Raw genomic sequence first — 25,040 nt, 5'->3', positions numbered from 1 at the left:
GGGGGAAGAATATGAAAGAAGTTTTTTCCTATGTAAAGCCTTATAAATGGACAGCATTAATCGCATTTAGTTTAATGCTGTTGGAATTGTTTGTGGAGCTCGCGCAGCCACTGATTATGGCGAAAATTATAGATGATGGAGTACGTGCTCAAAATCAAGGGATGATTTGGCAATGGGGAATGGTGTTACTGACCTTATCTTTCGTAGCTTTTATAGCTGGTGTCGTTAATTCATATTTTTCATCACATACAGCACAGAGTTTCTCTTATGATTTACGTAATGCGTTGTTTGAAAAAATACAATCCTTTACATTAGCTACTTATCAAAAATTCTCAACGGCGTCTCTTATTACAAGATTAACGAATGATGTAACGCAAGTTCAGACTGTGCTATTTATGAGTTTGCGTATTATGCTTCGTGCACCACTTGCTGTTATTGGTAGCATCATTATGGCTTTTGTTGTAAACGCTAAACTAGCGCTGTTTTTAGTTATTGGCGCACCGATTATTTTTATTTTTCTTATTGTTATGGTGGCAAAAGGTGTGTCTTATTTTGGACGTGTGCAAAAGAGAGTCGATCGTTTGAATCGAGTACTACAGGAAAATTTACAGGCTATTCGATTGGTGAAAGCTTATTTACGAGGTGCCTATGAAGCCTCGCGTTTTGATGAAGTGGCCTCACGCTTAAAAATAGATACAGTAAAAGCTCTACGCACAATGGAATATATTATGCCTGTATTGTTATTCATTATGAATATGAGTCTACTTGCAGTGCTGTGGTTTGGGACAAAACAAATAGGGTCCGGTACAACACCACTTGGAGATGTAGCGGCCATTGTCAATTATGCAATGCGTATGACAGGCGCGTTTTCGATGTTTGCCTTTATTATTATTTTTTATGCGCGTGCAAAGGCTTCAGCAGAGCGAATGGCAGAAGTCCTTTCGACTGAAAATGAGATTGAACTACCATCATTTTCAGAGAAAACATCGAATGATTTAAACTTCGGAGAATTAGCTTTTGAGCATGTAAGCTTTACGTATCCTGGGGGAGACACGCCTGTACTTTCCGATGTAAGCTTCCGAGTGAAATCGGGTGAAAAGCTGGCCATTATGGGGGTAACAGGTGCAGGGAAATCAACGCTATTACAGCTTATCCCACGTTTCTACGATGTGACAGAAGGTAAAATCGTAGTAGAGGGGAAAGATGTGCAGCAATGGGATTTACAAGAGCTGCGCGAAACGATCGGCTATGTTCCGCAACAGTCTTTATTATTTACAGGAAGCATTGCTGATAATGTTCGTTGGGGCGATGCAGAGGCTGACATGGATGCAGTGTTACACGCTACCATGCAAGCACAAATCCATGCTTCTGTGGAAGATTTCCCAAATGGTTACGAAACAAGAGTCGGTCAGAAGGGTGTCAATCTTTCGGGTGGTCAAAAACAAAGATTGTCGATTGCAAGAGCGTTATTAAGAAAAGGACATATATTGATGCTTGATGATAGTACGAGTGCGCTTGATGTGAAAACGGAGCAGGCATTATGGGAGGCGTTGAGTGAAGAACAAGCAACAATGTTAGTCGTCACTCAAAAAATTCGCACAGCGAAAGGCGCACATCGTATTTTACTCATCGATGCCGGAAAAGTAGTCGCATATGGGACGCATGAAGAGCTTCTGCAAACGTCAGCGCTCTATAAAAAAATCGCAATCTCCCAACAGGAGGTGGAGGAATAATGGGATTTTTCCAAAAACCTTTTGGCTATGAGCCGATTTTGACGAAGGATGATGTGAAGCAAACGGTTAAGAAAAAGAAGGGACCTCGTGCGACAAATTGGAAAAGTACACTGCTACGTTTATGGAAAATAGTTGATGAACAACGTGTACTACTACTGACCGTACTGTTACTTGTTTTGGTGAGTTCCGTGTTGGCTCTTCTTGGGCCATATGTAATTGGTAAAATGATTGACATGTACGTAACGCACGGGGAGCTGGCAGGATTAGAGAAGGGGATTATGCTGTTAATCGGCATATATGCTTTATTAGCCGTATCGTTATTTTTACAAAACTATTGGATGATTGGTATTGCCCAGCAAACCATTTATAGATTACGAACGAGTGTATTTGAGCATTTCCAAAGACTGCCGATTGCTTTTTTTGATCGTCGTCAGCATGGAGAAATAATGAGTCGGATGACGAATGATATTGAAGCTGTTAGCTCCACATTAAATAGCTCCTTTATTCAAGTGTTTTCGAGTGTATTAACACTGACGGGAACAGTCATCATCATGCTAAGTTTAAGCCCTTTACTAACGGTATTAACAATGACGATTATACCGATTATGTTTTGGGCGATGCGTTGGATTACACGGAGAACTGCACCATTATTTAAGGAACAGCAAGCAGCCATAGGAGCTCTAAATGGCATGATTGAAGAAACGATTTCGGGCCAGAGAATTGTGAAAGCTTTCTCGCAAGAAGAACGAATGAAAGAGGAGTTTCGCGAAAAAAGTATACGATTAAAAAGAACGGGCTTTTGGGCACAGACATACTCTGGCTATATTCCAAAGGTCATGAACTTTTTAAACAATATGAGCTTTACAATTGTAGCTGGTATTGGCGGTGTACTTGCTCTTTATGGGCATGTATCCATCGGCGTCATTGTTATTTTTACAGAATACGCAAGGCAATTTACACGACCGTTAAATGATTTGGCCAATCAATTTAATACCGTGCTGTCAGCAATTGCTGGTGCTGAGCGTGTATTTGCACTACTGGATGAACAGCCTGAAGAGGAAGCAGCTTCAGCGCAAAAGCATAAACTAGAAGGACAGGTAAGTTTTCAACATGTGTACTTTAAATATGAGCAAAAAGAAGAAGCTTACACATTAAAGGACATTCATTTTAACGTGGAGCCTGGGCAAACGGTAGCTCTTGTGGGCGCAACTGGAGCAGGCAAAACAACGATTTTGCAGCTAATTGCAAGATTTTATGAAGTATCCAAAGGTGAGGTTTTATTTGATGGTGTCAATGTTCAGCAAATCGAACGACAGGCATTGCGCTCACAAATGGCCTTTGTGTTGCAGGATCCGTTTTTATTTGAAGCAACTGTACGTGAAAATATTCGTTATGGTCGATTAGATGCTAGTGATGAGGAGATAGAGGAAGCGGCAAAGCGTGCAAATGCACATGACTTTATCAAGTCGCTAAAGGATGGCTATGACACAGTACTTGTCGCAGATGGCAGTGGCATTTCGCAAGGCCAAAAACAGTTATTGTCCATTGCACGAGCATTGATTGCCGACCCGAAAGTTTTATTATTGGATGAGGCGACAAGTAGTATTGATACCGTTACGGAGCTTGCGATTCAAGAAGCTCTTGATCTGTTAATGCAGGGACGCACAAGCTTTGTTATTGCTCACCGTTTGAATACTGTGCATAATGCCGATATGGTGCTTGTTCTGCACAAAGGTGAGTTAGTAGAAGCGGGCTCTCAACAAGCGTTAATGGAATCCGGTGGCATTTATGCGCAAATGCTACAATCTTCATCCCATCATCTTGATGAGTAGGGTGAACGAAACGATGTAGGTATAAATCTCATTCCTTAAGCATAAGAAAGAGTAATTCCGAAATTTTTTGGGTTGCTCTTTTTTAGTTGGGGTATAGTATATCAATTCAAATTTTAACTGTAATTCATCTATAAAAATAGTATAATTATGGATAATAATAAAATGAAAAATAGAGTTTTATTATTGAACGATAGAGGATTTATTAATGATATTTTACTTAGGTAAGGGAGCGACTAGACATCCATTCGCAGTGGAAATCGGACTTTCAGATAAATGGGGCGTGTATAAGTGCACACGTGATTATAGTAACTTTCAGTCATTATAACCGTCAATAATCATAGTAACTTTTTAATTTCACTAAATTTGAAAAGAATTGTTAATAATTAGAAGTGTCAAACATTATTTGTTGCCAGCTTATTTTCTTTCTTGCTACAATAGGGCAATAGTTTGATACAGGAACGGAGTAAATGATGAATATTTCAGTGATGACAGTGTCTTTTCCGTTAGATGGGGAAACATTAAATGAATTAAAATTATTGTGTGAAGAAGCGACTACACATGACTATCGTGTTTATGAAACAGCTATGGGTTTGCCTATGGCGAGTTCCTTTGAATCGAAGGGCTTTATGGTACTTGCTTACGAAGATGACAAAGATGTCTTAGTGGGTGCGGCTAGTGCAATCGATCTAATGGGGCTGCATACATATGAATGGTCTTTAGTTGTAACACCTACGTACCGTCAAAAAGGAATTGGAACTGCTTTAGTAGAAGTTTTACAGGCAGGCCTCGAAGAGCGTGGAGCAGAAGGTCAATTGGCGGTATTGATCGATGGGGCGCCTTTCGGACACACATTTATTGAAAAGATGGGCTTTGCATATAGCTTTTCAGAAGCCACTTTAGAAACAAAAGCAGAGGCAGTAGAATTAAAGAATGATATCGAAATTAATCCTTATACAGATGAACAGGCAGAGCTGATTGCTATTTATAGTGCAGCGTTTGGAGATCTACCTGAAGAGTCTGAGGAGCTAATCGCTTTTAATACGTCAACGACTGGAAGAAAACTATGGGTAGCACGTAAAGACGGAAAAGTTGTTGGAACCGTGACGACTGCCCAAGAAAATGAAATTCAATGGGTCACGGCGTTAGCAGTTCATCCAACTTGCGAGGGGCAAGGGATTGGTACGGCAATGCTTTCATTTTCCAAAGATTATGCGAGCAAAATTGGCGTGAAATTCGTCATGCTCGATGTAGAAATCGACAATCGAAAGGCACTTTCAGTTTATGAGAGGGCCGGTTTTATGAAGGCTCAGCAAATAGACTATTTTGTAAAACAGTAAATATAAAGAGTGAGGAGTATGCTTTATGCATCGCTTCTCACTTTTTTTTGTGTCCACGGAGTCTCCAAATGAGATAGACCGAACTACATAAAAGGATAGATAAGTCTTTCTTTCAAAGGAAACATCATTCGAATCTGGGATATAAGGGTGAAAAGAATACTTATAATGATGGCAAGTAATCAGTTTATCAAAATATGTTCAAAAATCAACAAAAGTTGATTTGCATCTTTTCAAGGAAGGATATACGCTGAATGAGTCAGAGCATTAAAGATAAAAGAATTCCTTTATTCGTTTTATAAATGGGATAATTTTATAAATAAAGTTGAATAATGGCTATTTGTGAACCTGAGGCCATGTCATTACACGAGGTCCAAATAACGCAGTTATTTTCACGCTATTCCGAAAATAACCTTTAAGTTTTAACTCATTGATTCCGACTTCCTTATTATCAAGTTTTTTTGGGAAAGCAACAAAATTGATTTATATTATATTGAAAAATGCGCTACAGCGGGTAACTGTAAAAGGTGGAAAGGAAAATTAAACATAAAAAAGAAAAAATATGTTTAAAGAGAGTCAACTAGAGGTATAGGCTACGTGTAAAAGTAAACAAATCTTGTGTTTGTAGTAATAGAAATGATGTTACTAAGATTCCAGATTTCTTATTATCAAAATTTTTTTGGAAAAGCAACGAAAGTTGATCTTTATTATATTGAAAAATGCGTTACAGTTGGCAACTGTAAAAATGGAAGAAAAAAACAAACGTAATAAAAGAAAAAATATGTTTAAAGAAAGTCAATTAGAGGTATAAGTTAAGTGTAAAAAGTAAACAAACTTGTATTTGGGTAATGGAAATGATGTTTTTAAGATTCCAAATTCCCCGTTATCAAGTTTTTCCGGAAAAGCAACAAAAGTTGATTTTTATTTTCTTGCAAAATGCGTTACAGTAGGTAACTGTAAAAGATTGAAAAAGTAAAAACAAACATAAAAAAAGAAAAAAGATGTTTAAAGGAGTTCAGGATAAGGCGTAGGTTTAGTGTGAAAAGTAGAGAAAGTTTCTTAGTATTTCTTTTTCATCTATAATTCTAAATCACAAAATTATCAAATTAAGAGGAAGTTAGGTTTTTGCGAAATAAGGGATACCAATAATTTAAATGCATAGAGAAAGCTTACAGATGAGAGTTATGAAAAATCATAATTTAAAGAGAGTCAATTACCGTATCGGATTTTATTCGATCGTAAGTATAAATAAAATGCAAAACAAATGAAGTGAGAGGATGGTTGAACCTCGAAAAGTCTTTTTCTGCTTAATGATTGTAATTTTATTACATAAAATAAAGAAATTGTATTATTGCTTATTTGTAAGTACTCCACAAAACGGTGGAAGAACCTTATGTAGAAATGAAAAATTTTAGTAGTGTTATTTACCGTATTAGCATTTGAACTGGTACGTAAATATAAAAAAATACAAGATGAAAGGAGATTTAACCATTGAAGAAAAAGACAATGCAAGTTGCAGCGATCGCTACGGTATTAAGTAGTATGGCCATTTCGCCATTATTTGCTTTAGCAAATGGAACAGAGGAAGAAAAAGAAAAAGGAGCAAAAACGTATCAAACAAATGGAATAGTGAAATTTGTTGAGAATTCAGGTTCAACAGGTCCGGTAGATCCAACTGATCCAGATCCAGAGAAGCCAGTAGATCCAGTAGATCCGACAGATCCATCGGGTCCAGGGCCAGGAACTGGCGGTCCACTAGGTATTGATTTTGTATCAAGTCTCGATTTTGGTGTTAATGAAATCAAGAGCGGTAAGGTTACTTACTATGCGAATGCACAGGAGTTACGTATTGGTGGGGAAAGTAAATATGTACCAAACTATGCCCAAATCTCAGATAATCGCGGAAAAAATGCCGGATGGACATTAACCGTTAAACAAGAAGGGCAGTTTTCTAATGAGGATGCTACCACACAAAATAAAACATTAGAAGGCGCGGTAATCGAATTTAAAAATCCAATTGTCTCAGGTAAAACACAAGTGACACCGCCAACAGCTAAAGAAATTAAATTAGAACCACAGGGAGCCGAGTCACTTGTCATGTCAGCAAAACCAACTGAAGGGGCTGGCCTTTGGGTGAATCTTTGGGGGACAGTAGAAGAAATGACGGATGGCAAAGGTAATAAAGTTCAAAAAAACAAAGCGATTACCCTTACTATTCCAGGGGGTACGGCAAAGGATGCTGTGCAATACAGGACAAAATTAACATGGAAATTATCGGATGTTCCAATTGACAAATAATAAAAATAATAAAGGATGATAAAAAATGAAAATTAATACTAATTTAAAAGCGCTAGGCGTTGCAGCAACAATGTTAACAGGTTTCGTATTAGGAGGAAGTGCAACTGCGTTTGCAGAAGGTGAAGAAAACAAAGGACATGGCGGCGCATATACATCTACTACAACTATCAAATTTAAACCATCTGGAGGCGAAGGTTCCGTAACACCACCGGTAGATCCAACTGACCCAGGTAACGAAATTAACCCAGAACCAGAAAATCCAGATGGTAGTACACCAGAGGGAGGAACAAATGGTCCATTAAGTATTGACTATGCTTCTAGCTTAAGCTTTGGTGATCCGGAAATTTCTTCTTTCACTAAAAGATACGATGTAAATCCACAAAAATTTGGCAACCGTACCCCTGCTGAAGGTCCGAACTATGTCCAAGTTACTGATAGTCGTGGGACACAAGCAGGTTGGATTCTGCAAGTGAAGCAAAGTGGTCAATTCGAAACTGCGGAAAAGGAAGAACTACAGGGGGCTAAAATTATTTTTAGTAATGTTGGGGTGAATTCAGCTGCTCAATCAACACACGCGACAAGTCCTGACTCATTTGATTTGAAATTTGATACAGATGGAAATCCTGTTGCTGAAACTGTTATGACTGCTGTAAAAGGAGCAGGTGCTGGTACGTTCGTTTTAGCATTTGGTGATAACAATACAGCGGCAAAGAGTATTCAACTTGAAGTCCCAGGTTCATCTACAAAATATGCCAAACAATATTCTACAACATTAACTTGGACGTTAACAGAAGCACCTGGACAAGATGTAGGAGAAGGAACAGGAGAATAACCATAATCATGATGGGGGACTATCATAAAAACAAAAATAGGAACCTATCATTTCAGTCAATATGTTGATATACAGGGTGAAAACCCGCATTAAATCATACTAATTCTATCGGCAATAAAGCAACAGGAGTGCCACGTCTTCGTGACACCTGTTGCTCCATTGCTAGAGGAAAGTATAGCGGGTTTTTTACCAACATTAATAACTTAGAAGATTTTTTAGAAAGACTCTTTAATGTAAGGATGGTACAGATTATGAGAAAAAATACTTTATGGACCTTAATTGGACTATTAATTGTAAGTCTAGTATCGTTTACACCATTTGCTTTAGCATCTGAATTTAACTTTGGTGTATATACCGTTATTCCGGATAACCAAATTGATAAACAAAAATCTTATTTCAATTTAATGATGAAGCCGAATCAAGAGCAGACATTAACGATTCAATTAAAAAATGATACGGGAGAGGATGTCATCATTGAGCCTAAAATCCATTCAGCTACAACAAACCTTAATGGTGTTGTAGAGTATGGCCCTACAAACGCTGAACCGGATCCTACATTGCGGTATGAGTTAGGGGATTTAATTACAACAGAAAAAGAGATTACGATTCCAGCTAAAGGGAGTAAAGATTTATTTTTACATGTAAAGATGCCTGAAGAGGAATTTGATGGCATTTTAGCGGGTGGTATTACGATAGAAGAGAAGGAGGCATCGTCAACAAATACGGAGGAAGCCAATAAAGGCTTAAGTATTGAGAATAAATATGCTTATGTAGTAGGAATTACTTTACAAGAAACGATTGAACAAGTGACACAAGATTTAAAACTACATGATGTGAAAGCAGGACAATTGAATGCACGCAATGTCATTAATGCTACGCTTCAAAATCCAACGGCAACGTATTTAAACCGTTTTGAAGTCGATGCAGAAGTGACGAAAAAAGGTCAAACAGAAGTGCTTTATGAATCGAAAAATCAAGACATGCAAGTGGCGCCGAATTCCAACTTTGATTATCCAATTGAATTGAATGGGGAAAAATTCAAAACTGGAGAATATACGTTACATTTAAAGGCGAAGTCTAGCAAAGAGTCTTGGGAATTCGAAAAGGACTTTACCATTAAAGGAGAAGAAGCACAGCAATTCAATGCAACAGATGTATCGATTGAAGGCCCGAATTATCTAGCTTATATGGTAGGGTTGCTAACTTTGATAGTAGTAGGATTACTGATATTTATATTTTATAGTAGGAAAAAACAGAAAAAACAATAAAAAATGAATAATTAATTGAAAAAATACGCCTTTGTACTGGAAGTAGCTTATGATTATCTCCTGTTTTCTATCATTTTACTTTGCTCCTTTCGTTTTGGAAAATTACACACCAATTTAAGTTTCTAAGATGCAGGATAAAGGCGATTATCGCTTGACGCTGATGACTTATAGAAAATGTTTTATTGCGATTGGTTTTTTAACAAGTGAATCAATAAAAAATCAGATGAATCACTTGTTAAAAATTAAAAAGAAAACGTTAATTTGACGAAATGAGAAGGTACGCAAAGTTATCAGTATGTAATTAACTTCATTGTTTTACTTATTATTTCTCGTAGCATTATGGTGAACGATGGAACGAAACTACCTGAAACGTAAAAAAAGTAGGTGAAGGAAAAATGAGGAAAATAATAATTTCGATGTTGGTCATCCTTCTAGTCTTCTCTGAACTGAATGTATCAGTGGCGGAAATGTCTATTATTGATCCTACAGAGTCGGAAATCGAATGTGAGGAACAACTAGAGACTGACAGCGAAGAAAATCTACCAACTCAATGTGAAGAACAGTTAGAGCCTGAGAGTGAGGGGAATTCAGCAACTGAAGAAGAGAAACAGCCAGAGCCTGAAAGTGAGGCAGATCTAACAACTGAAGAAGAGGAACAGCCAGAGTCTGAAAGTGAGGCAGATCTAACAACTGAAGAGGAGAAACAGCCAGAGTCTGAAAGTGGGAAAGATCTAACAACTGAAGGAGAGGAACAAGAAGAATCCGAGAGTGAAGAAAATCTAGCAAATGCATGTGAGAGGGAATCAGAGTCTGAAAGTGAAGAAAATCTGGCAACAGAGGCTAAGAAGCAGCTAGAGTCTGACAGTGAAGAAAATCCAGCAATTTACTGTGAGGAAGAGGAAGAGCCTGAAGAAAATTTGGACATCGAATGCGAAAAAAATTTTTACATTGAAGAAGAACTAGTAACTGAAGAAGAGGCACAGCCAGGGTCTAACAGTGAAGAAGAAGTAGGAACGGAAGGCGAAGAACAGTTAGAACCTAATAGTGAAGAAGAACCGCTAATTGAAGGTGAGGAAGATCTAGCGTTAGACAGTGAAGAAAGAACAGCACCTAAATGTCTAATGGCTACTCCTCGTAGTGCAGGAATTCCAATAAAAGATGTTGGTAAAATTGGCGATATTGATTTTTCGAAATTGGATGATTATAAAGGTGAACTAAATGAATTTACAGAAATGACAAAAAACAGGGGGGTTGAATTCCAGGTAAAAGGCGAGAACAGGAGAAAGCATTACATGTATTTCGGAGACGTTTATAATGGTCGGAGTGAAGCATCGTTGGAAAGAGAGAGTTCTTATGATGGTTTTTATAGAGACGATTGGACTCGTCCATTACCTAGTAAGGAAACAACACTTGAAAGTTTAGTAAGCGGAAAAAAATATATAAACGCACAAGTTTACCAAGTGATGGTAACTCTTGGGATCGAAAAGCAGTCTGCAGACGGTGTCGTGACGTACTTTTTTGACCATGGGCGGGCTAAGGATCTTCCAAAAGGGAGTGGTCTAGTGATTGCTCACGGAAATAAAGAAGACGATATTCCGAGCTTTCAATCTCAAGATATGCCCCTTTTAAAGCTATATAAAAATGAAACGAAACAAGAATTAATTGCTTATGCAGCTGTCATTAATGGTGACTACTTAGATGGCTATGTAAGAATTAAAATGCGTCCTGTGAGTGCTAAAGGGCGTATTAATGTAAGCATGAAATATTTGAAAATAAGCAATGAATATGAGTATACAAACTTGGCTTTATCTGTCCATATGGATATAGCTGGGAATCATAATAATAGTAAGATGTATTTCTATTCGTTAGGAAGTGATAAAGGGCACTATTTTAAAGAGTATATGCGTGATTACAGATATTACATTCTTTATTTTTTCCGTGATGGTTATGCAAATCATCCAGCTGAATTAAAGGGAACTAATGAACCGATAAATAACCCATTTAGCTCGGCCCTTTATCCTAAATTGAATTCGGCAGGTACTGATGATCCTGGTAAGGGTAAAATTTATAACTTTACAACTCACCCAGGTTGGGCACTAAGGTGGGAGGCGCAACCTCAAGGGCAAAACGAAGTTAGAGAAGTGAATCTTGAGATAGCGGTAACAGAAAAAATGGATGTTTTGCCAGAGGTTCAATTGAATAATGATGGCGAATACACAGATGATGGTTATCGCACTGGGGTAACATGGAGAGCTCCGGACAGTGAGAATATTAGTCTTTATTATACGATAGACGGTGGTTTGCCCGTAAAAATCAAAGATTTCAAAAATAGAATCCAGGTAAAGATGTTTCATGGGAATTCACGATTCCAATTGTTGAAGGGTTAGATCACGATATTACTATATATGCAAAAGATGAATATGCTAGGCTATCTAATATTGAAACGATAAAACTCCGCCCAACATTAGCCATAACAGAACAAGTATTTGATAAAGGTGGCAAAGAGCCAGTAGATATCGCGCCGGGTGAAACGTTAAGCTATAATATCTCGGTAAATTCTGGCTATATCTCGGGAGATAAAGGCACATATGGTCAAGTTGCGATTACACAAAAATATGATCCACATATAGAACCACCAACAGACCTTAAAATAACCGATCAAAATGATAAAGAAATCGATGAAGCAACATACACATACAACGCTTCCGAAAATAAGATTGTAATAACGCCCGGTACTAACTTGCCGCGTTCTACGAAATTAAAAGTCACTTATAAGGCTAAAGTAAAAGAAGAAGCGGCAGAAGGAGCCTATGTTATAGCTCAAGCGACAGTAGCTGGGAATTATAGTACGGGTGATACAGTCAATCAAACATCAAATGAAGTGAAAGTTTCTATTATTGGTGTGTTGAAATTTAATTCTGCACCTGAAATAATCGACTTCGGTGAAAAACTGACAATTTCGCCAAGAACTAAAACGTATCGTCCAATCAAAGTTGATACGCCTTTAACAGTAAAAGATAATCGTCCACTGTCGAGAAACCCTTCGTGGACAATGACAGCAAAAATAAAGGAGCCGCTAACAGGGAAGGACTATAAGGATTCCACATTAAAAGGATTCCGTTACCGCTATGGTGAAAATGTTTCAAACCTTACTGAGGATGCTTCTGTACAAATTTATAAAGAGAAAACAAAAAACAGAGAAGTAGTCAATATTTCTGAAAAATGGCAACCAGAAGGGGACGGGCTTTATTTAGAGGTACCAGCAGGAACCGCGAGGGCTGATGTTTATACAGGATCGATAACGTGGGCACTTCACGATGTACCGCTGAATGAATAAATCTCTTTGATTTAAGCTAGGCTTTGTCGAGAGAGAGCAACTCTATACTGAACAGAGGTCATAAGCGATGCGAAAAATGACAGTTCTTTACTCAACAGACATTCCGGACAAGTGCTTATGTGCTATCAACTAAAAAATTCAAAAACATGGGATTGGTGATAGTGACAATCCCATGTTTTTTGTTTTAAAGGGTGACTAGGCAAATGAATAAGAAGCTTTTTTCAAAATATGCTCAAAAGTGAACAAAGATTGATTTGCATCTTCACCAGAAGGATTCCCCCTTAATAACATCAATCAGCGCGGATGAAAAAACCCCTTTTTGGATGGAATTATTTTGGATAAATAGTCGAGAAATCATCCTTGGTAATAGGGCTGTTGCAAGTAATACAGAAGTGATACCTTCACTAATTCCGGGGTCATATCATTACAAGATTCAAATAGTTTTCAATAATACTTGTTGAAAACCATTTACATAAAATGGTAATTTTGAACTCTTTGTTTCAAAACCCTCATTATCAAATTATTCCGAGAAATTAACAAAGATTGATTTTTATTATTTTGTAAAATGCGTTACAGTTGGTAACTGTAAAAGAAGAAAAGCAAAAATAGATATAAAAAAGAAAAAAAAGGAAGGTGCGAAAGTGAAGAAAACAGTGGTTTGGGTGATGACCTTTATCTTAATCTTTTCAGGGCTGACTGTATCAGTAGCGGAAATGCCTGTCGCTAATTCGACGGAGCGGGGAACCGAATGTGAGGAACAGCTAGAGTCTGACAGCGAAGAAAATCTAGCAACTCAATGTGAGGGGAATTCAGCAACTGAAGAAGAGAAACAGCCAGAGTCTGAAAGTGAGGCAGATCTAGCAACTGAAGAAGAGAAACAGCCAGAGCCTGAAAGTGAGGCAGATCTAACAACTGAAGAAGAGGAACAGCCAGAGTCTGAAAGTGAGGCAGATCTAACAACTGAAGAGGAGAAACAGCCAGAGTCTGAAAGTGGGAAAGATCTAACAACTGAAGGAGAGGAACAGGAAGAATCCGAGAGTGAAGAAAATCTAGCAAATGCATGTGAGAGCCAGCCAGAGTCTGAAAGTAAGGAAAATCTGGCAATTGAAGGAGAGGAGCAGCTAGAGTTTGGCAGTGAAGACAATCCAGAAATAGATTGTGAGGAACAAGAAGAGCCTGAAAGTGAAGAAAATTTAGAAATTGAATGTACGGAAGAGTTTTACAGTGGAGAAGGCCTAGTAACTGAAAGTGAAGAACCGCTAGGGTTAGACAGCGAAGAAAAACTAGTAACTGAAGATGAGGAACAGCCAAAGTTTAACAGCAAAGAAAAGCTGGCACCTAATTGTAAAAGACCAAGAATATGGTCTACTAAAATCCGCGATATTGATTTTTCAGCTTTGGATGATTCTAAGAATGAATTAGATGAATTTACACAAGTATTTACAAATACGGGGCTTGAATTTCCATCAGGTGAGAAAAACGGCAGAACTTATTACATGTACTTTGGGGATCTTAACAATAAGCGGCCGGTGAACTCATTGGTAGGTGAAACTTATCGTGATTATGATGATGACTGGTCACGTCCATTGCCTGCCATGGATCAAGCACTTAACAGTATAGGAAATACTTATTATGTACAAGCACAAAATTTTTCAGTAGCGACAGCTCTAGCCCAAAATCCAACTTTACCAAATGGTATCGTATCATATTATTTTGGAAATGGGATAGCTAGTAAACACCCTAATGGTAATGGACTTGTGATTGCTCACGCAAGTACTAAAAGCCATATAGCAACGTTTCAATCTGGAGCCATGCCACTTTTAAAACTATATAAAAATGAAAAGACACATGAATTGATTGGCTATACAGTTGTAATGAATGGTATGGACGTAGATGGCTATGTAAAAATTAAAATGAGTCCGGTGAGAGGTACAGAAGGGCGTATTAATGTTAGTATGAAATATTTGAAAAAAAGCGATACGTATCCCCTTACAACTCTTGCTTATTCAGTGCATATGGATGTTGGCATGCGGCATGAGAATACTAAGCTATATTCTCTAGGGAATCATGAGGGATTCTACTTTAATGAGGAGAACATGGGAGACGGTGACAACTATCGTCTTACTTTCTTCCGTGATGGTTATACGAATCATCCAACGGCATTTAGTACAATTCAAAGAAGCCCGAGTAACAAACCATTCCATATGTATTTTCAGACATTGAGTTCTTCAAACAGACCTGTGTATGATCCTGGTAAGGATGCTATGTACGATCTTAAACCTGATCCAGGATGGGCAGTAAGGTGGGATCATATAAATCAAAAGCCTGGCGATGTTAGAGAAGTAAATCTAGAGCTTGCGGTAACTGACGGATCGGGTGTTGCACCAGAGAAAGGTCCGCCAGTGATTCAATTAGACAAAGATGGTGAATATACAGATAATGGTTATCGTATGACAGGGACATGGAAAGATCCAGATAGTGAGTATGTCAGTCTATTTTATATAATTAGTGGCAGTAGTTATCATCAAATCGGAGAATTTAAAAATTCGAATCTAAATACTGATGTTCCGTGGGAGTACACAGTTCCAATTAAGCAGGTAGAAAAGGGGCTAGATCACGAGATTATGGTATATGCGGTGGATGATGATTCCAACCTGTCTAATTTTGAATCGATGAAAATCCGCCCAACATTAACCATTACAGAAAGAGTTTTTGGTAAAGATGGTCAAGTGCCTACAGAAATCGCACCGAATGAAACATTAAACTATGAGATTTTAGTAGATTCCGGTTATATCGCGAAAGATAAAGGCACATATGGACAAGTTACGATTACACAAACATATGATACACATTTAAAACCACCAACAGACCTTAACGTAATCGATGAAAATGGTCAAAAAATTGGCACGGCCACCTATAATGCTTCTACAAAAGTGATTGAAGCAAAACTAGATGCTGGTACGCCACGCTCTAAGAAAGTAAACGTTACGTTTAAAGCTGAAGTAAAAGACGATGCGGCAGAAGGAGAGTTTATTGTAGGTCAAGCAACAGTATCAGGGAAATACAGTACTGGCGATGAAGTCAATAAGACATCAAATGAAGTGAGAATCACCATTATTGGTAGCATTGGCGTATTGGAATTCGTTTCTGCGCCTCAAGTGATTGACTTTGGCAAAAAACTGGCGATTTCACCTAAAAATAAAACGTATCATCCCATCAATCCTGACACGCCTTTAGCAGTAAAAGATAATCGTCCACTGACGAGCAACCCGTCTTGGACAATGACAGCAAAATTAGATACGCCGTTAACAGGGAGTACGACAGGCTCTAAATTAGATAGCTTGCGTTACAGCTATGATGGAAATATTTCGATTCTTACTGAGGATGCTTCCGTACAAATTTATAAAAAGAAAACAGAAAACCGTGAAGTAGTCAATATTTCTGAAACATGGCAACCAGACGGGGACGGACTTTATTTAGAAGTAGCAGCAGGAACCGCGAGGGCTGATGCTTATACAGGATCGATAAAGTGGGTACTGCAGAATGTACCTATAAATGAAGAATAAACCAGTCATATTTTGATAATTTAAGCTATATCAAAAAGAAAATTAAATAATTCAAAAGCATGGGATTGTACTTTTAACAGTCCCATGTTTTTGTGTTTTAGGATGAACTGGTGGAGACAATGGAACGTAATTGATTTGTGAAAATACTTGAAGGATATGTGTTGATGGAATTTAATAGGGTGGGATTTGAAAAACGAAACAAAAACAACTAACCTCATGGCGTCCTAGAAGCTTTAATCAATGAATTTTGACAGTCCTTGCAGTAATTATTTTTCCTTTTATTTGGGTTTCTTACAGCTAGTATTATTAGCACGATTATAAATAATGTTAAAACTAATAAAAATATCGGAATGGCCAATGGGGGATGAGGAGTGATGTGTTATCATTCCTTACTAACGATTTATTCCTTTTCAAATTGAAAAATATCTTGATTGATCATTGCGTGAAAGTATTGATCCATTTCTTTTGCTGAAACTTCTTTTCTATTTTGTAACCACCATGCACTTAACGTTGTAAGGACACCTGAGTGGAATTCAATAATCAACTCAGATGGTATCGTATGATTTTTACAAATGCGTTGTAATTCTTCATTTTCTTGTTTCTTCATTTCACGAGCTTGATAAGCCATAAAGTTAATAAATTGTTCATCATCCATTTGCGACTCTATTATTTTACCAATCTCTTTATGACGTAAGAATTGTTCTGTTGCTTGAAATGGCTTCGTTAATCGATCTAAAAGTGGTATGGTCAATGCTTCTTCTAGAGTTTGTTTAAGACCAAATTCCAATAATGCATTTTTATCCTCAAAATGTTGATAAAATGTTGTACGGTGTACCATTGCGCGATCACAAATTTGATTAATAGTAATGGCACTATATTTTTGTTTTGGTTGGGTCATTAATTCAAATAACGCTTCCCACAATAATTTATGTGTACGTCTAATACGTAAATCTAGCTGCCTCTCATTACTTTTCATCTACACTTCTCCTATTCTGTAGTTTATTTATACAACTGTTGAAAATTGATTCTGCCTATTTATTCTACAAATGTATATTATATTACGTGTGAACTTTTGTATACACATGTATTAATAGTCAAGACGACAGGAGGAAAGTTAGTAAATGAATATGACGACTACGAGTTCTACAAGTAGCAAAGTTGATCATTCTACTATTAGACATAAGCCAATAATCATCGCATTAATGTTAGGTGCAATGGTCGCGCTTTTAAACGAAACATTACTTGGTAATGCTTTAACTGTACTAATGAGAGAGTTTGATGTAACAGCTCCAACCATTCAATGGCTTTCTACAGCCTACATGTTAGTTGTGGGCGTTTTAGTACCGATTACAGCATTACTTCAACAATGGTTCACAACAAGACAAATGTTCTTAACCGCCATGATTACATTTTTAGTCGGTACATTGATTGCCGGGGGTGCACCGACGTTTGCTATTTTATTAATCGGCCGTATTGTCCAAGCAATCGCCACTGGATTAATTTCGCCATTACTAATGAATACAATTTTAATAATTTGTCCACCTGAAAAACGTGGTGCCACAATGGGCTTAATGGCACTTGTTATGATGTCTGCTCCAGCAATTGGCCCGACATTATCGGGAATCATCGTTGATTCTCTTGGCTGGCGCTGGTTATTCTACCTTGTTATACCGATAGCCATCATTTCGACTTTAATTGGAATGAAGTATCTTCAAAATGTCTCTGAGATAACACGACCAAAAGTGGATTATGTATCGATTCTTTTATCAACATTAGGTTTCGGTGGTTTTGTGTATAGCTTTAGTTCTTCAGGAGATTTAGGATGGTCAGATCCGAAAGTTTATGTCACTTTAATGATTGGGGTTATAGCGTTAGTCATTTTTGTTGTCCGTCAATTAAAAATAGATCATCCAATTTTAGAACTACGCGCCTTTAAATTTCCAATGTTTACTTTATCAGTTGGGTTAATATTCATCGTTATGATGTCCATGTTCTCAACGATGACATTATTACCGATGTTTTTACAAATGGTGTTACTTGTGACAGCCTTTAAATCAGGGCTCATCATGCTACCAGGAAGTATTATTAGCGGCATCATGGGACCGGTTGCAGGTATGCTATTTGATAAATTAAGTCCAAAGATTATTATCATCCCAGGTATTGGGTTAGTAGCCTTTGCGATTTGGTTGTTCAGTGGCATTAACCCAGAAACAACATTAACGCAAATTATTTTGATGCACAGCCTATTAATGGTTGGCCTCATGTTTGTCATGACAGTACAAACATATGGATTAAATCAATTGACACCAGAGTTTTATCCACACGGTACAGCGATCTTTAATACGTTATCGCAAGTAGCTGGTGCAATAGGAACGGCTATATTTATATCTAAAATGACGACCGGCACAACTAAATATATGGAAAGCTCGGCAAATCCAATGGACCCAGTTGAAAAGGTAAATGGTTTAACAACCGGTTTCCAGGGTGCATTTACGCTTGGGTTAGTCTTTATAATTGTTGCCCTCGTAGTATCATTTTTCTTAAAAGGACAGAAAAAGAAAGTAAAAGCCACTCAGATTTTAGAAAATTAAAAGATTTGTATGAGCTACTAATCAAACAGGTCCGTGACCAAAATTTGTGAAAATGTAGGCCGTATTGAAAGAGGGGATGTATCGTTAATCTGATACATCTCTTTTTCTATTTAACGGGGATTTATGTAGGGAAATCAGGTAAATCCTATTGTCAATAAATGCTCTAAAACAAGTAGAAATTGATTTTACTAGTTTATAACGCACAAAAAAGGGTATCCAATTAATGGGTATCTATTTATTTCGAAATAATAATTGCTGAAATTGAGAAATGAGTTGCTATTTAGGAAATGACGCTTTCGCTATCAGAGCATGTGCTGAAAACGCATCGATTTATCGATTATCAAAATTTTCATGAAAGTGTGCAAAAGTTGATTTGCATCCTTCTATTAAAGGTCTTACGATGTCTAAAGAATAACCTCGGGTTGACCTAACTCGATCACAAGTAAAGATGGATGTTAACAACGTTTAAACTTCTCAATAAAGGGTATCTATTTTATGGGAACCTATCTGTTGAGGAATAGAAAGGGAGTTACTAAATGAAAAAAATAAGCTTACTGTTAACGATCTTCTTCTTAGCCTTTTCTCAATTATCTTTAAGCTTTCAATCTGTTCATGCGATAAGCAATAGTGAAAGCAGAAGTCATGCCAACACGGAAGCTAAACGGATGAATCTGGACAATGAAAAGATTTCTTTGAATGATGATGAGGTGGATAGTGGATCACTGAACAATAGTGATAATGATTTTGACATTAGAGATATTGGCCTTGGTGTGATCATTATAGGATATGATGATGATCAAACAAAGGATGTTGTTATTCCAAGTGAAATCAATGGTAAACCAGTTATAGAAATAGGCTATGAAGCATTTTCTGACAAACAGCTTACAAGTGTAACGATTCCGTCAAGCGTGACAACCATAGGAGGACATGCATTTTCCAACAATCAATTAACCAGTATAGCAATACCCTCAAGTGTGACTACAATAGAAATGGGTGCATTTTCTAATAATCAATTAACAAATATAGAAATACCCCCAAGCGTGACAACAATAGAATCGTATGTATTTTCAACGAATCAATTAAGGAATATAGCAATACCCTCAACTGTGACAACAATAGGAAACTATGCATTTTCCGATAATCAATTAACAAGTGTAGAAATACCTTCAAGCGTGACAACAATAGGCTTGTCTGCATTTCGGAGTAATCACTTAACAAGCTTACATATACCCTCAAGCGTTACAGCGATAGGAAGCTATGCATTTTCCGATAATCAATTAACAAGTATAAAAATACCTTCAAGTGAGACAAAGATAGGAAGCTATGCGTTTGCCAATAATCAATTAGCAAGTATAGAAATTCTCTCAAGCGTGACAACAATAGGATGGCGTATGTTTGATTTGAACCCATTAGATTTTGTAACTTCTCAAGGCGTATATGATTTCCTTCAACGTCAGCAGCTAGCGCTTATGATTGATTGTGTATTACAACTAACAGAAGATGCATCATTTTAGGATGTACCGAAAAGCTACGCGACTACTCAAATGAAGGTCCTTACTTTTGACTTAGCGCCATGAGGCGAAGATGCCGTTCCGTCGCACCAGCAGGCCATGACATTGTGCTAGGTGATGGAAATGTTAATTTCAAGAGAGATGTATCGTATGCTTGGTACATCTCTCTTTTAGTGTAAAGAAAATGGCTTATATGCTATTTATTGGTAAATAATACTGGAAGTCCCAGACTTAATTGTGTAAGCTATTATTAAGAAACCTTTTATCATAAATTTGTAACTATCTTCATATAGTAACAGCAAGCCTATGAAAGGAGTCGTTATGATGCGCATGCCGGCACTACCTAAAAAGAAGTCTCCTCCAAGGGAAGCACCAAGGTCATGGTGGAAAGTTGTAAAAGCGTATTTATCCAGAGGAAGGTTTTACCGCATACCGCCTCGGAAATGATAGATGGGCATTGAATGTTCGATGCAAAAAAAGTCGCCTTCATAGCGACTTTTTTTATCTTCATTCAGTTAGAAGACTCCCACCTCTGACAGTGTGAGATGAATATAGATGTGTTTCCTTTTAGTGGGTGTCCAAACACCTACTGAATTAGAGGAACCCAGTCTAAGAATGCCACGTCCTGTGGCAACGACTGAGTGACCAACTTCATATTGCTGATGCTACGTTAGCACTGCGCTTTCGCACAGAAAACATTTGTTGGCCTAAGCCTCCGGCGGATGTCACGGATTTTCAAAGGAATGAAAAAAGGATGTTAGCCTAAAACCTTTGCATCCTGCAAAAACGGCTAACTGACCTGCATCGTGCAGGCCTGAGCACAATTCAAAATCCGGACGCATTGTTTATCTGCGCGTCAGCGGCAATTACGCCAAGGCGAAATTGAGTTAGATCTGTTCATTTTCTAATAGAAAAGTATTTTTTGTTGGACCAATTAAATACAGCTCATGCATAGCTCGAGTGAGTGCCACATACAGTAGTTTTCGATCAACCTTCGTATCGTAGAAAGGTGTATCGAAGGCAGCTACGATGACAGCATCAAATTCAAGCCCCTTTGCTAAATGACTCGGAACAACGAGCAATAATTCCTGATTAATGGATTCATTTTCAGTTAAAAGCTGAGAAGCAATTTTCTTGTCTTTTAAGGCTTGCTGCATTGAAATCGCCTCTGCAGTCGTTTTACAAATTAAAGCAATGGAATGATGTCCATTAGCTCGAATGGCATCAAAAATCTCTTTAATTTGCAGGGCATCAAATGATGGAGCCTCTATATAGGTAGGGACATTGCCATGCCGAACTACCGGCTCTACTAATGGAAGCTGTTCATCCATTTGCGCTAAAACCTTGTTCGCTACCTCCATAATTTCAATGGTTGTTCGATAGCTTTTTTGAAGTGTTCTAAAGCTTGCTCTAGGAAATAGATCTTGGACAGGTTCCCAGGCAGTAAGGGAACGATAGCTGTGAATCCCTTGCGCTAAATCACCGACCATCGTAAACATATCTGTCTCCAGCCCAGCTTTTAAAGCAGCAAGCTGAAATAAACTATAGTCCTGTACTTCATCTATAAAGACGACTCGCATTTTCCATTCATCAGGAATGCCCTTTAAGCGAGCTTGTAAATAATAAAGGGCAGCTAAATCTTCAAGCGCCCATCGCTCTTTAGCGTGTGCCTGTAAAAATTGCTGTTGCTCAAGATAATGCCATTCCGGTGCAAGCTCTGCTAACAGCTCAGCATTTGTTAGAAGGGAGCGATAGAGAGTCTTGATGTTATATTTAGAAAAGCGTCGCATATAAACAGTTGCTGTTGACTTTGCCTCTTTTTCAATGGCAGGAATGCGCTCATCACGCTCATCAATAAACTTCGTGACAACCCGACGACGTTTTTCATCATCACGGAATCCATCAAGTGCTCTGCCAAGTGCTTCATCATATTTTTTATGGAGCGTAATTAAAATAGCGTGTTTCTTTTGACGCGCATGGCTTGCTAGCACTTTTTTAATATGTGCCAGTCGTTTTTCAATCGGCATATAAGAAAATTCATATAAAAATAGCTTCTTTAAATGGGAGGCGCGCATAATGCAATATTTTTCAATGAACACATCCTCAAATTGATTGGCAATTTCCTGCTCAATCTTTTGAACGTAGCGCTCGATGACATCACGATAATAAAGAGAGCCCTTCATTTCAGATATCCAAGAAGCTACCTGTTGGGGTTCACCTGCAACAAGCGATTCTAACTGCTCGTTAGGGTTTTGGAGTTTCAGTTTTAGCTTAGTCGCAGCTAGAACGTAATCGCTAAAGGTTGTTTGACAAATTTTATCGACACCAAGCTCTGGCAAAACATCTCCAATATAATCGATAAATAACTTATTCGGTGCTAAAATCATGAGCTGCTCAGGGTTAAAATGCTCGCCCATTGTATAGAGGAAGTACGATATTCGGTGTAGAGCGATGGTTGTTTTTCCACTACCAGCAGCACCCTGTACGATAATCGGCTGACGAAGATGTGCTCGTATAATTTCATTTTGTTCTTTTTGAATAGTGGAGACGATTTCTGTCAAACGCACATCGGCTTTTCCAGCTAACGCTTCCTGCAGTAATTCATCGTTTGTTGTTAAATCAATATCCCGAATATCAAGCAATTCACCATCTTGGATTTTATATTGTCGTTTGGCAAATAGGTGTCCCTTATGGATTTCTCCACGAACATCATATTCCATATCCCCGAGGCGACCATCATAATAAACGTTTGCTACCGGTGAACGCCAATCGACGATAATCGGCTCATGCGTTTCTCGATGAAACAAAGACGTTTTTCCGATATAAAGAAACTCTTCAGGATCTCCAGTCTTTTGAAAATGAATTCGGGCAAAGTATGGCTTTTTTTGAATAGCCTCTAAGCCTTCCTTTTGGTTCCGAGCCATTTCAAAAAAACGAGCATTTGCCAAAATATTATTGTAGCCCAAACTTGAATCTAAATAATCAAGATCCGCCATCGACTTACGAATATTCTCCTGAGCAGATTGCAAACCTCTTTGCGATTCATTTAAAATTTGCTGCATGTAATTTTTAGTGTAAGCAAGCCGCTCCACTTCAGCCTGAAAATCTGGATGTTGTGCAGTCATTTTTTAGCACCTCCTAATTACTTACGATGTTTTAATAAAACTTTTTGAAGAGAAAAGTAGACCCTAGCTCAAAGCCGAATCCGGACACAATGACGCCTAGGTATAATTAATGTAGATTCTCATACTACTATATATAATATTTACCAGCAAGTGAAATTGTAATAGGCTTATTTAAGGAAGAACAAGAGAACTTGAATGATAGAAAATCGCTCCATCAACTAAAGGTGAGCGAACTAGGAGGTTATTAGATTGGAAATTTTTGCTCATAGAGGCGTTTCGGCACATTACCCTGAAAATACAATGGCTGCTTTTACAGCCGCATCAAAGCTTCCGATTACAGGCATTGAGCTAGATGTTCATTTAACAGCAGATAGGGAGTTAGTCGTTATTCATGACGAAAAAATCGACCGCACATCAAACGGCTCTGGCTACGTAAAAGACTACACGCTACAAGAGCTGCGTGCATTTGATTTTGGCTCATGGTTTTCAGCTGAATTTGAAGATGAAAGCATTCCAACTCTAGGAGACGTATTAGAACTGTTTGCAGGCACAAATCATCGCATTAACATCGAGCTCAAAACCGATGTATTCCCATATGACGGGATAGAAGCCCTTGTGATTAGAGAGATTGCTGCCTATCAAATGACAGAAAGAGTGATTATATCCTCCTTCAATCATGAATCAATTCAAATCATCTCGCAAAGAGCGCCATATATCGAAAAAGCGGCCCTATTTGCAGAAATCTTAGTAGACTTTACCGGCTATACAGCCCAAATCCCAGCAAACGCTATACACGTCAACCTACCTACAGCGCTTCGAAGATCTGTCCAAGAAGCACTAAATGAAGGAACGAATGTCCGTGTATATACAGTAAATGACGTCGATAACGCAAAACAATTACAGCAGCTCGGCGTACAGGGGATATTTACAGATGACCCGGAGAAGATCTTAGCTACGTTGATAGGGTAGAATGGCTGGAACGTGGCTGGAGTGGAGTGGCGAAATGAAGAGCTAAGGTGAAGGAAAGAATCGGCGAAGTGATGGATAGAGAAGCTAAAGTATTAGAACCGGCAAAGTGATGGATAGAACCGTCGAAGTCGTGGATAGAACCGCTCAAAACGTGGATAGAGTCGTCGAAGTCGTGGATAGAACCGCTCAAAACGTGGATAGAGTCGTCGAAGTCGTGGATAGAACCGCCCAAATCGTGGATAGAGTCGTCAGAGCGACGGAAAGAAGAAGCGAATCGACGGATAGAAATCAGAGCGACGGAGGGAAGAGCCGAATCGACGGATAAAAAGACGAGAGCGACGGAATGAAGAGCCAAGGCGATTGGTAGAAATCAGAGCGACGGAAAGAAGAGCCGAATCGACGGATAAAAAGACGAGAGCGACGGAAAGAAAAGCCAAGGTGACGGATAGAAATCAGAGCGACGGAAAGAAGAAGCGAATCGACGGATAAAAAGACGAGAGCGACGGAAAGAAGAGCCAGAGCGACGTATAGAAATCAGAGCGATGGAAAGAAGAGCCAAGGTGACGTATAGAAATCAGAGCGACGGAAGGAAGAAGCGAATCGGCGGATAGAGAATCAAAAGATATGGATAGCTGTGCCCAAAT

At 38.2% G+C, this 25,040-nt stretch carries 14 protein-coding genes; 12 read left to right on the top strand and 2 right to left on the bottom strand.

The window, feature by feature from the left end; all coding sequences use genetic code 11:
- Nucleotides 1-11: 11 nt before the first annotated feature.
- From AC3WSK_RS22805 to AC3WSK_RS22765, 9 genes are all read left to right on the top strand, one after another.
- The gene (locus AC3WSK_RS22805) at nt 12-1,733 is read left to right on the top strand and encodes an ABC transporter ATP-binding protein (RefSeq protein ID WP_492414625.1); all 1,722 of its coding nucleotides are present in this window, start codon (nt 12-14) and stop codon (nt 1,731-1,733) included.
- Nucleotides 1,733-3,565 carry an ABC transporter ATP-binding protein gene (locus AC3WSK_RS22800; RefSeq protein ID WP_079563752.1) on the top strand — a complete coding sequence of 611 codons (1,833 nt, stop codon included), beginning with the start codon at nt 1,733-1,735 and terminating at the stop codon, nt 3,563-3,565. The genes AC3WSK_RS22805 and AC3WSK_RS22800 overlap by 1 nt, the downstream gene beginning before the upstream one ends.
- 467 nt (nt 3,566-4,032) lie before the next feature.
- Nucleotides 4,033-4,902, top strand: coding sequence for a GNAT family N-acetyltransferase (locus AC3WSK_RS22795; protein WP_240518377.1), 870 nt, complete (start codon nt 4,033-4,035; stop codon nt 4,900-4,902).
- Nucleotides 4,903-6,390: 1,488 nt separating this feature from the next.
- Nucleotides 6,391-7,197, top strand: a complete 807-nt coding sequence (locus AC3WSK_RS22790; protein WP_492414624.1) for a WxL domain-containing protein — start codon at nt 6,391-6,393, stop codon at nt 7,195-7,197.
- A 25-nt stretch (nt 7,198-7,222) separates the two neighbouring features.
- On the top strand, nt 7,223-8,029 hold the full coding sequence (locus tag AC3WSK_RS22785; protein ID WP_427484828.1) for a WxL domain-containing protein: 807 nt from the start codon (nt 7,223-7,225) through the stop codon (nt 8,027-8,029).
- Nucleotides 8,030-8,280: 251 nt separating this feature from the next.
- Nucleotides 8,281-9,297, top strand: a complete 1,017-nt coding sequence (locus AC3WSK_RS22780) for a WxLIP family cell surface protein (RefSeq protein ID WP_492414623.1) — start codon at nt 8,281-8,283, stop codon at nt 9,295-9,297.
- Between the two features lie 395 nt (nt 9,298-9,692).
- Nucleotides 9,693-11,684 carry a hypothetical protein gene (locus tag AC3WSK_RS22775; RefSeq protein WP_492414622.1) on the top strand — a complete coding sequence of 664 codons (1,992 nt, stop codon included), beginning with the start codon at nt 9,693-9,695 and terminating at the stop codon, nt 11,682-11,684.
- 353 nt (nt 11,685-12,037) lie between these two features.
- The gene (locus AC3WSK_RS22770; RefSeq protein ID WP_492414621.1) at nt 12,038-12,634 is read left to right on the top strand and encodes a hypothetical protein; all 597 of its coding nucleotides are present in this window, start codon (nt 12,038-12,040) and stop codon (nt 12,632-12,634) included.
- Nucleotides 12,635-13,275: 641 nt separating this feature from the next.
- Nucleotides 13,276-16,200, top strand: coding sequence for a hypothetical protein (locus AC3WSK_RS22765; RefSeq protein WP_492414620.1), 2,925 nt, complete (start codon nt 13,276-13,278; stop codon nt 16,198-16,200).
- Nucleotides 16,201-16,600: 400 nt separating this feature from the next.
- Here AC3WSK_RS22765 and AC3WSK_RS22760 read toward each other — a convergent pair whose 3' ends face one another.
- Nucleotides 16,601-17,176 (bottom strand): TetR/AcrR family transcriptional regulator, encoded by a 576-nt coding sequence (locus AC3WSK_RS22760; RefSeq protein ID WP_079563745.1) that lies wholly within the window; start codon nt 17,174-17,176, stop codon nt 16,601-16,603.
- A 145-nt stretch (nt 17,177-17,321) separates the two neighbouring features.
- Here AC3WSK_RS22760 and AC3WSK_RS22755 point away from each other — a divergent pair, with 145 nt between their 5' ends.
- A complete protein-coding gene (locus AC3WSK_RS22755; protein WP_079563744.1) occupies nt 17,322-18,791 on the top strand; it encodes an MDR family MFS transporter in 1,470 nt (489 codons plus the stop codon).
- A gap of 536 nt (nt 18,792-19,327) precedes the next feature.
- The gene (locus AC3WSK_RS22750; RefSeq protein WP_492414619.1) at nt 19,328-20,305 is read left to right on the top strand and encodes a leucine-rich repeat domain-containing protein; all 978 of its coding nucleotides are present in this window, start codon (nt 19,328-19,330) and stop codon (nt 20,303-20,305) included.
- Nucleotides 20,306-21,189: 884 nt separating this feature from the next.
- On the opposite strand, the gene helD is transcribed toward AC3WSK_RS22750, so the two are convergent.
- A complete protein-coding gene (gene helD, locus AC3WSK_RS22745; protein ID WP_492414618.1) occupies nt 21,190-23,427 on the bottom strand; it encodes an RNA polymerase recycling motor HelD in 2,238 nt (745 codons plus the stop codon).
- 249 nt (nt 23,428-23,676) lie between these two features.
- Here helD and AC3WSK_RS22740 point away from each other — a divergent pair, with 249 nt between their 5' ends.
- Entirely contained in the window at nt 23,677-24,396 is a 720-nt protein-coding gene (locus AC3WSK_RS22740; protein ID WP_492414617.1) for a glycerophosphodiester phosphodiesterase, read from the top strand.
- The last annotated feature ends 644 nt before the right edge of the window (nt 24,397-25,040 follow it).

This window comes from Lysinibacillus sp. EB271-A1-10B, from assembly GCF_058791335.1.
This window is presented reverse-complemented; position numbering and strand designations above follow the sequence as displayed.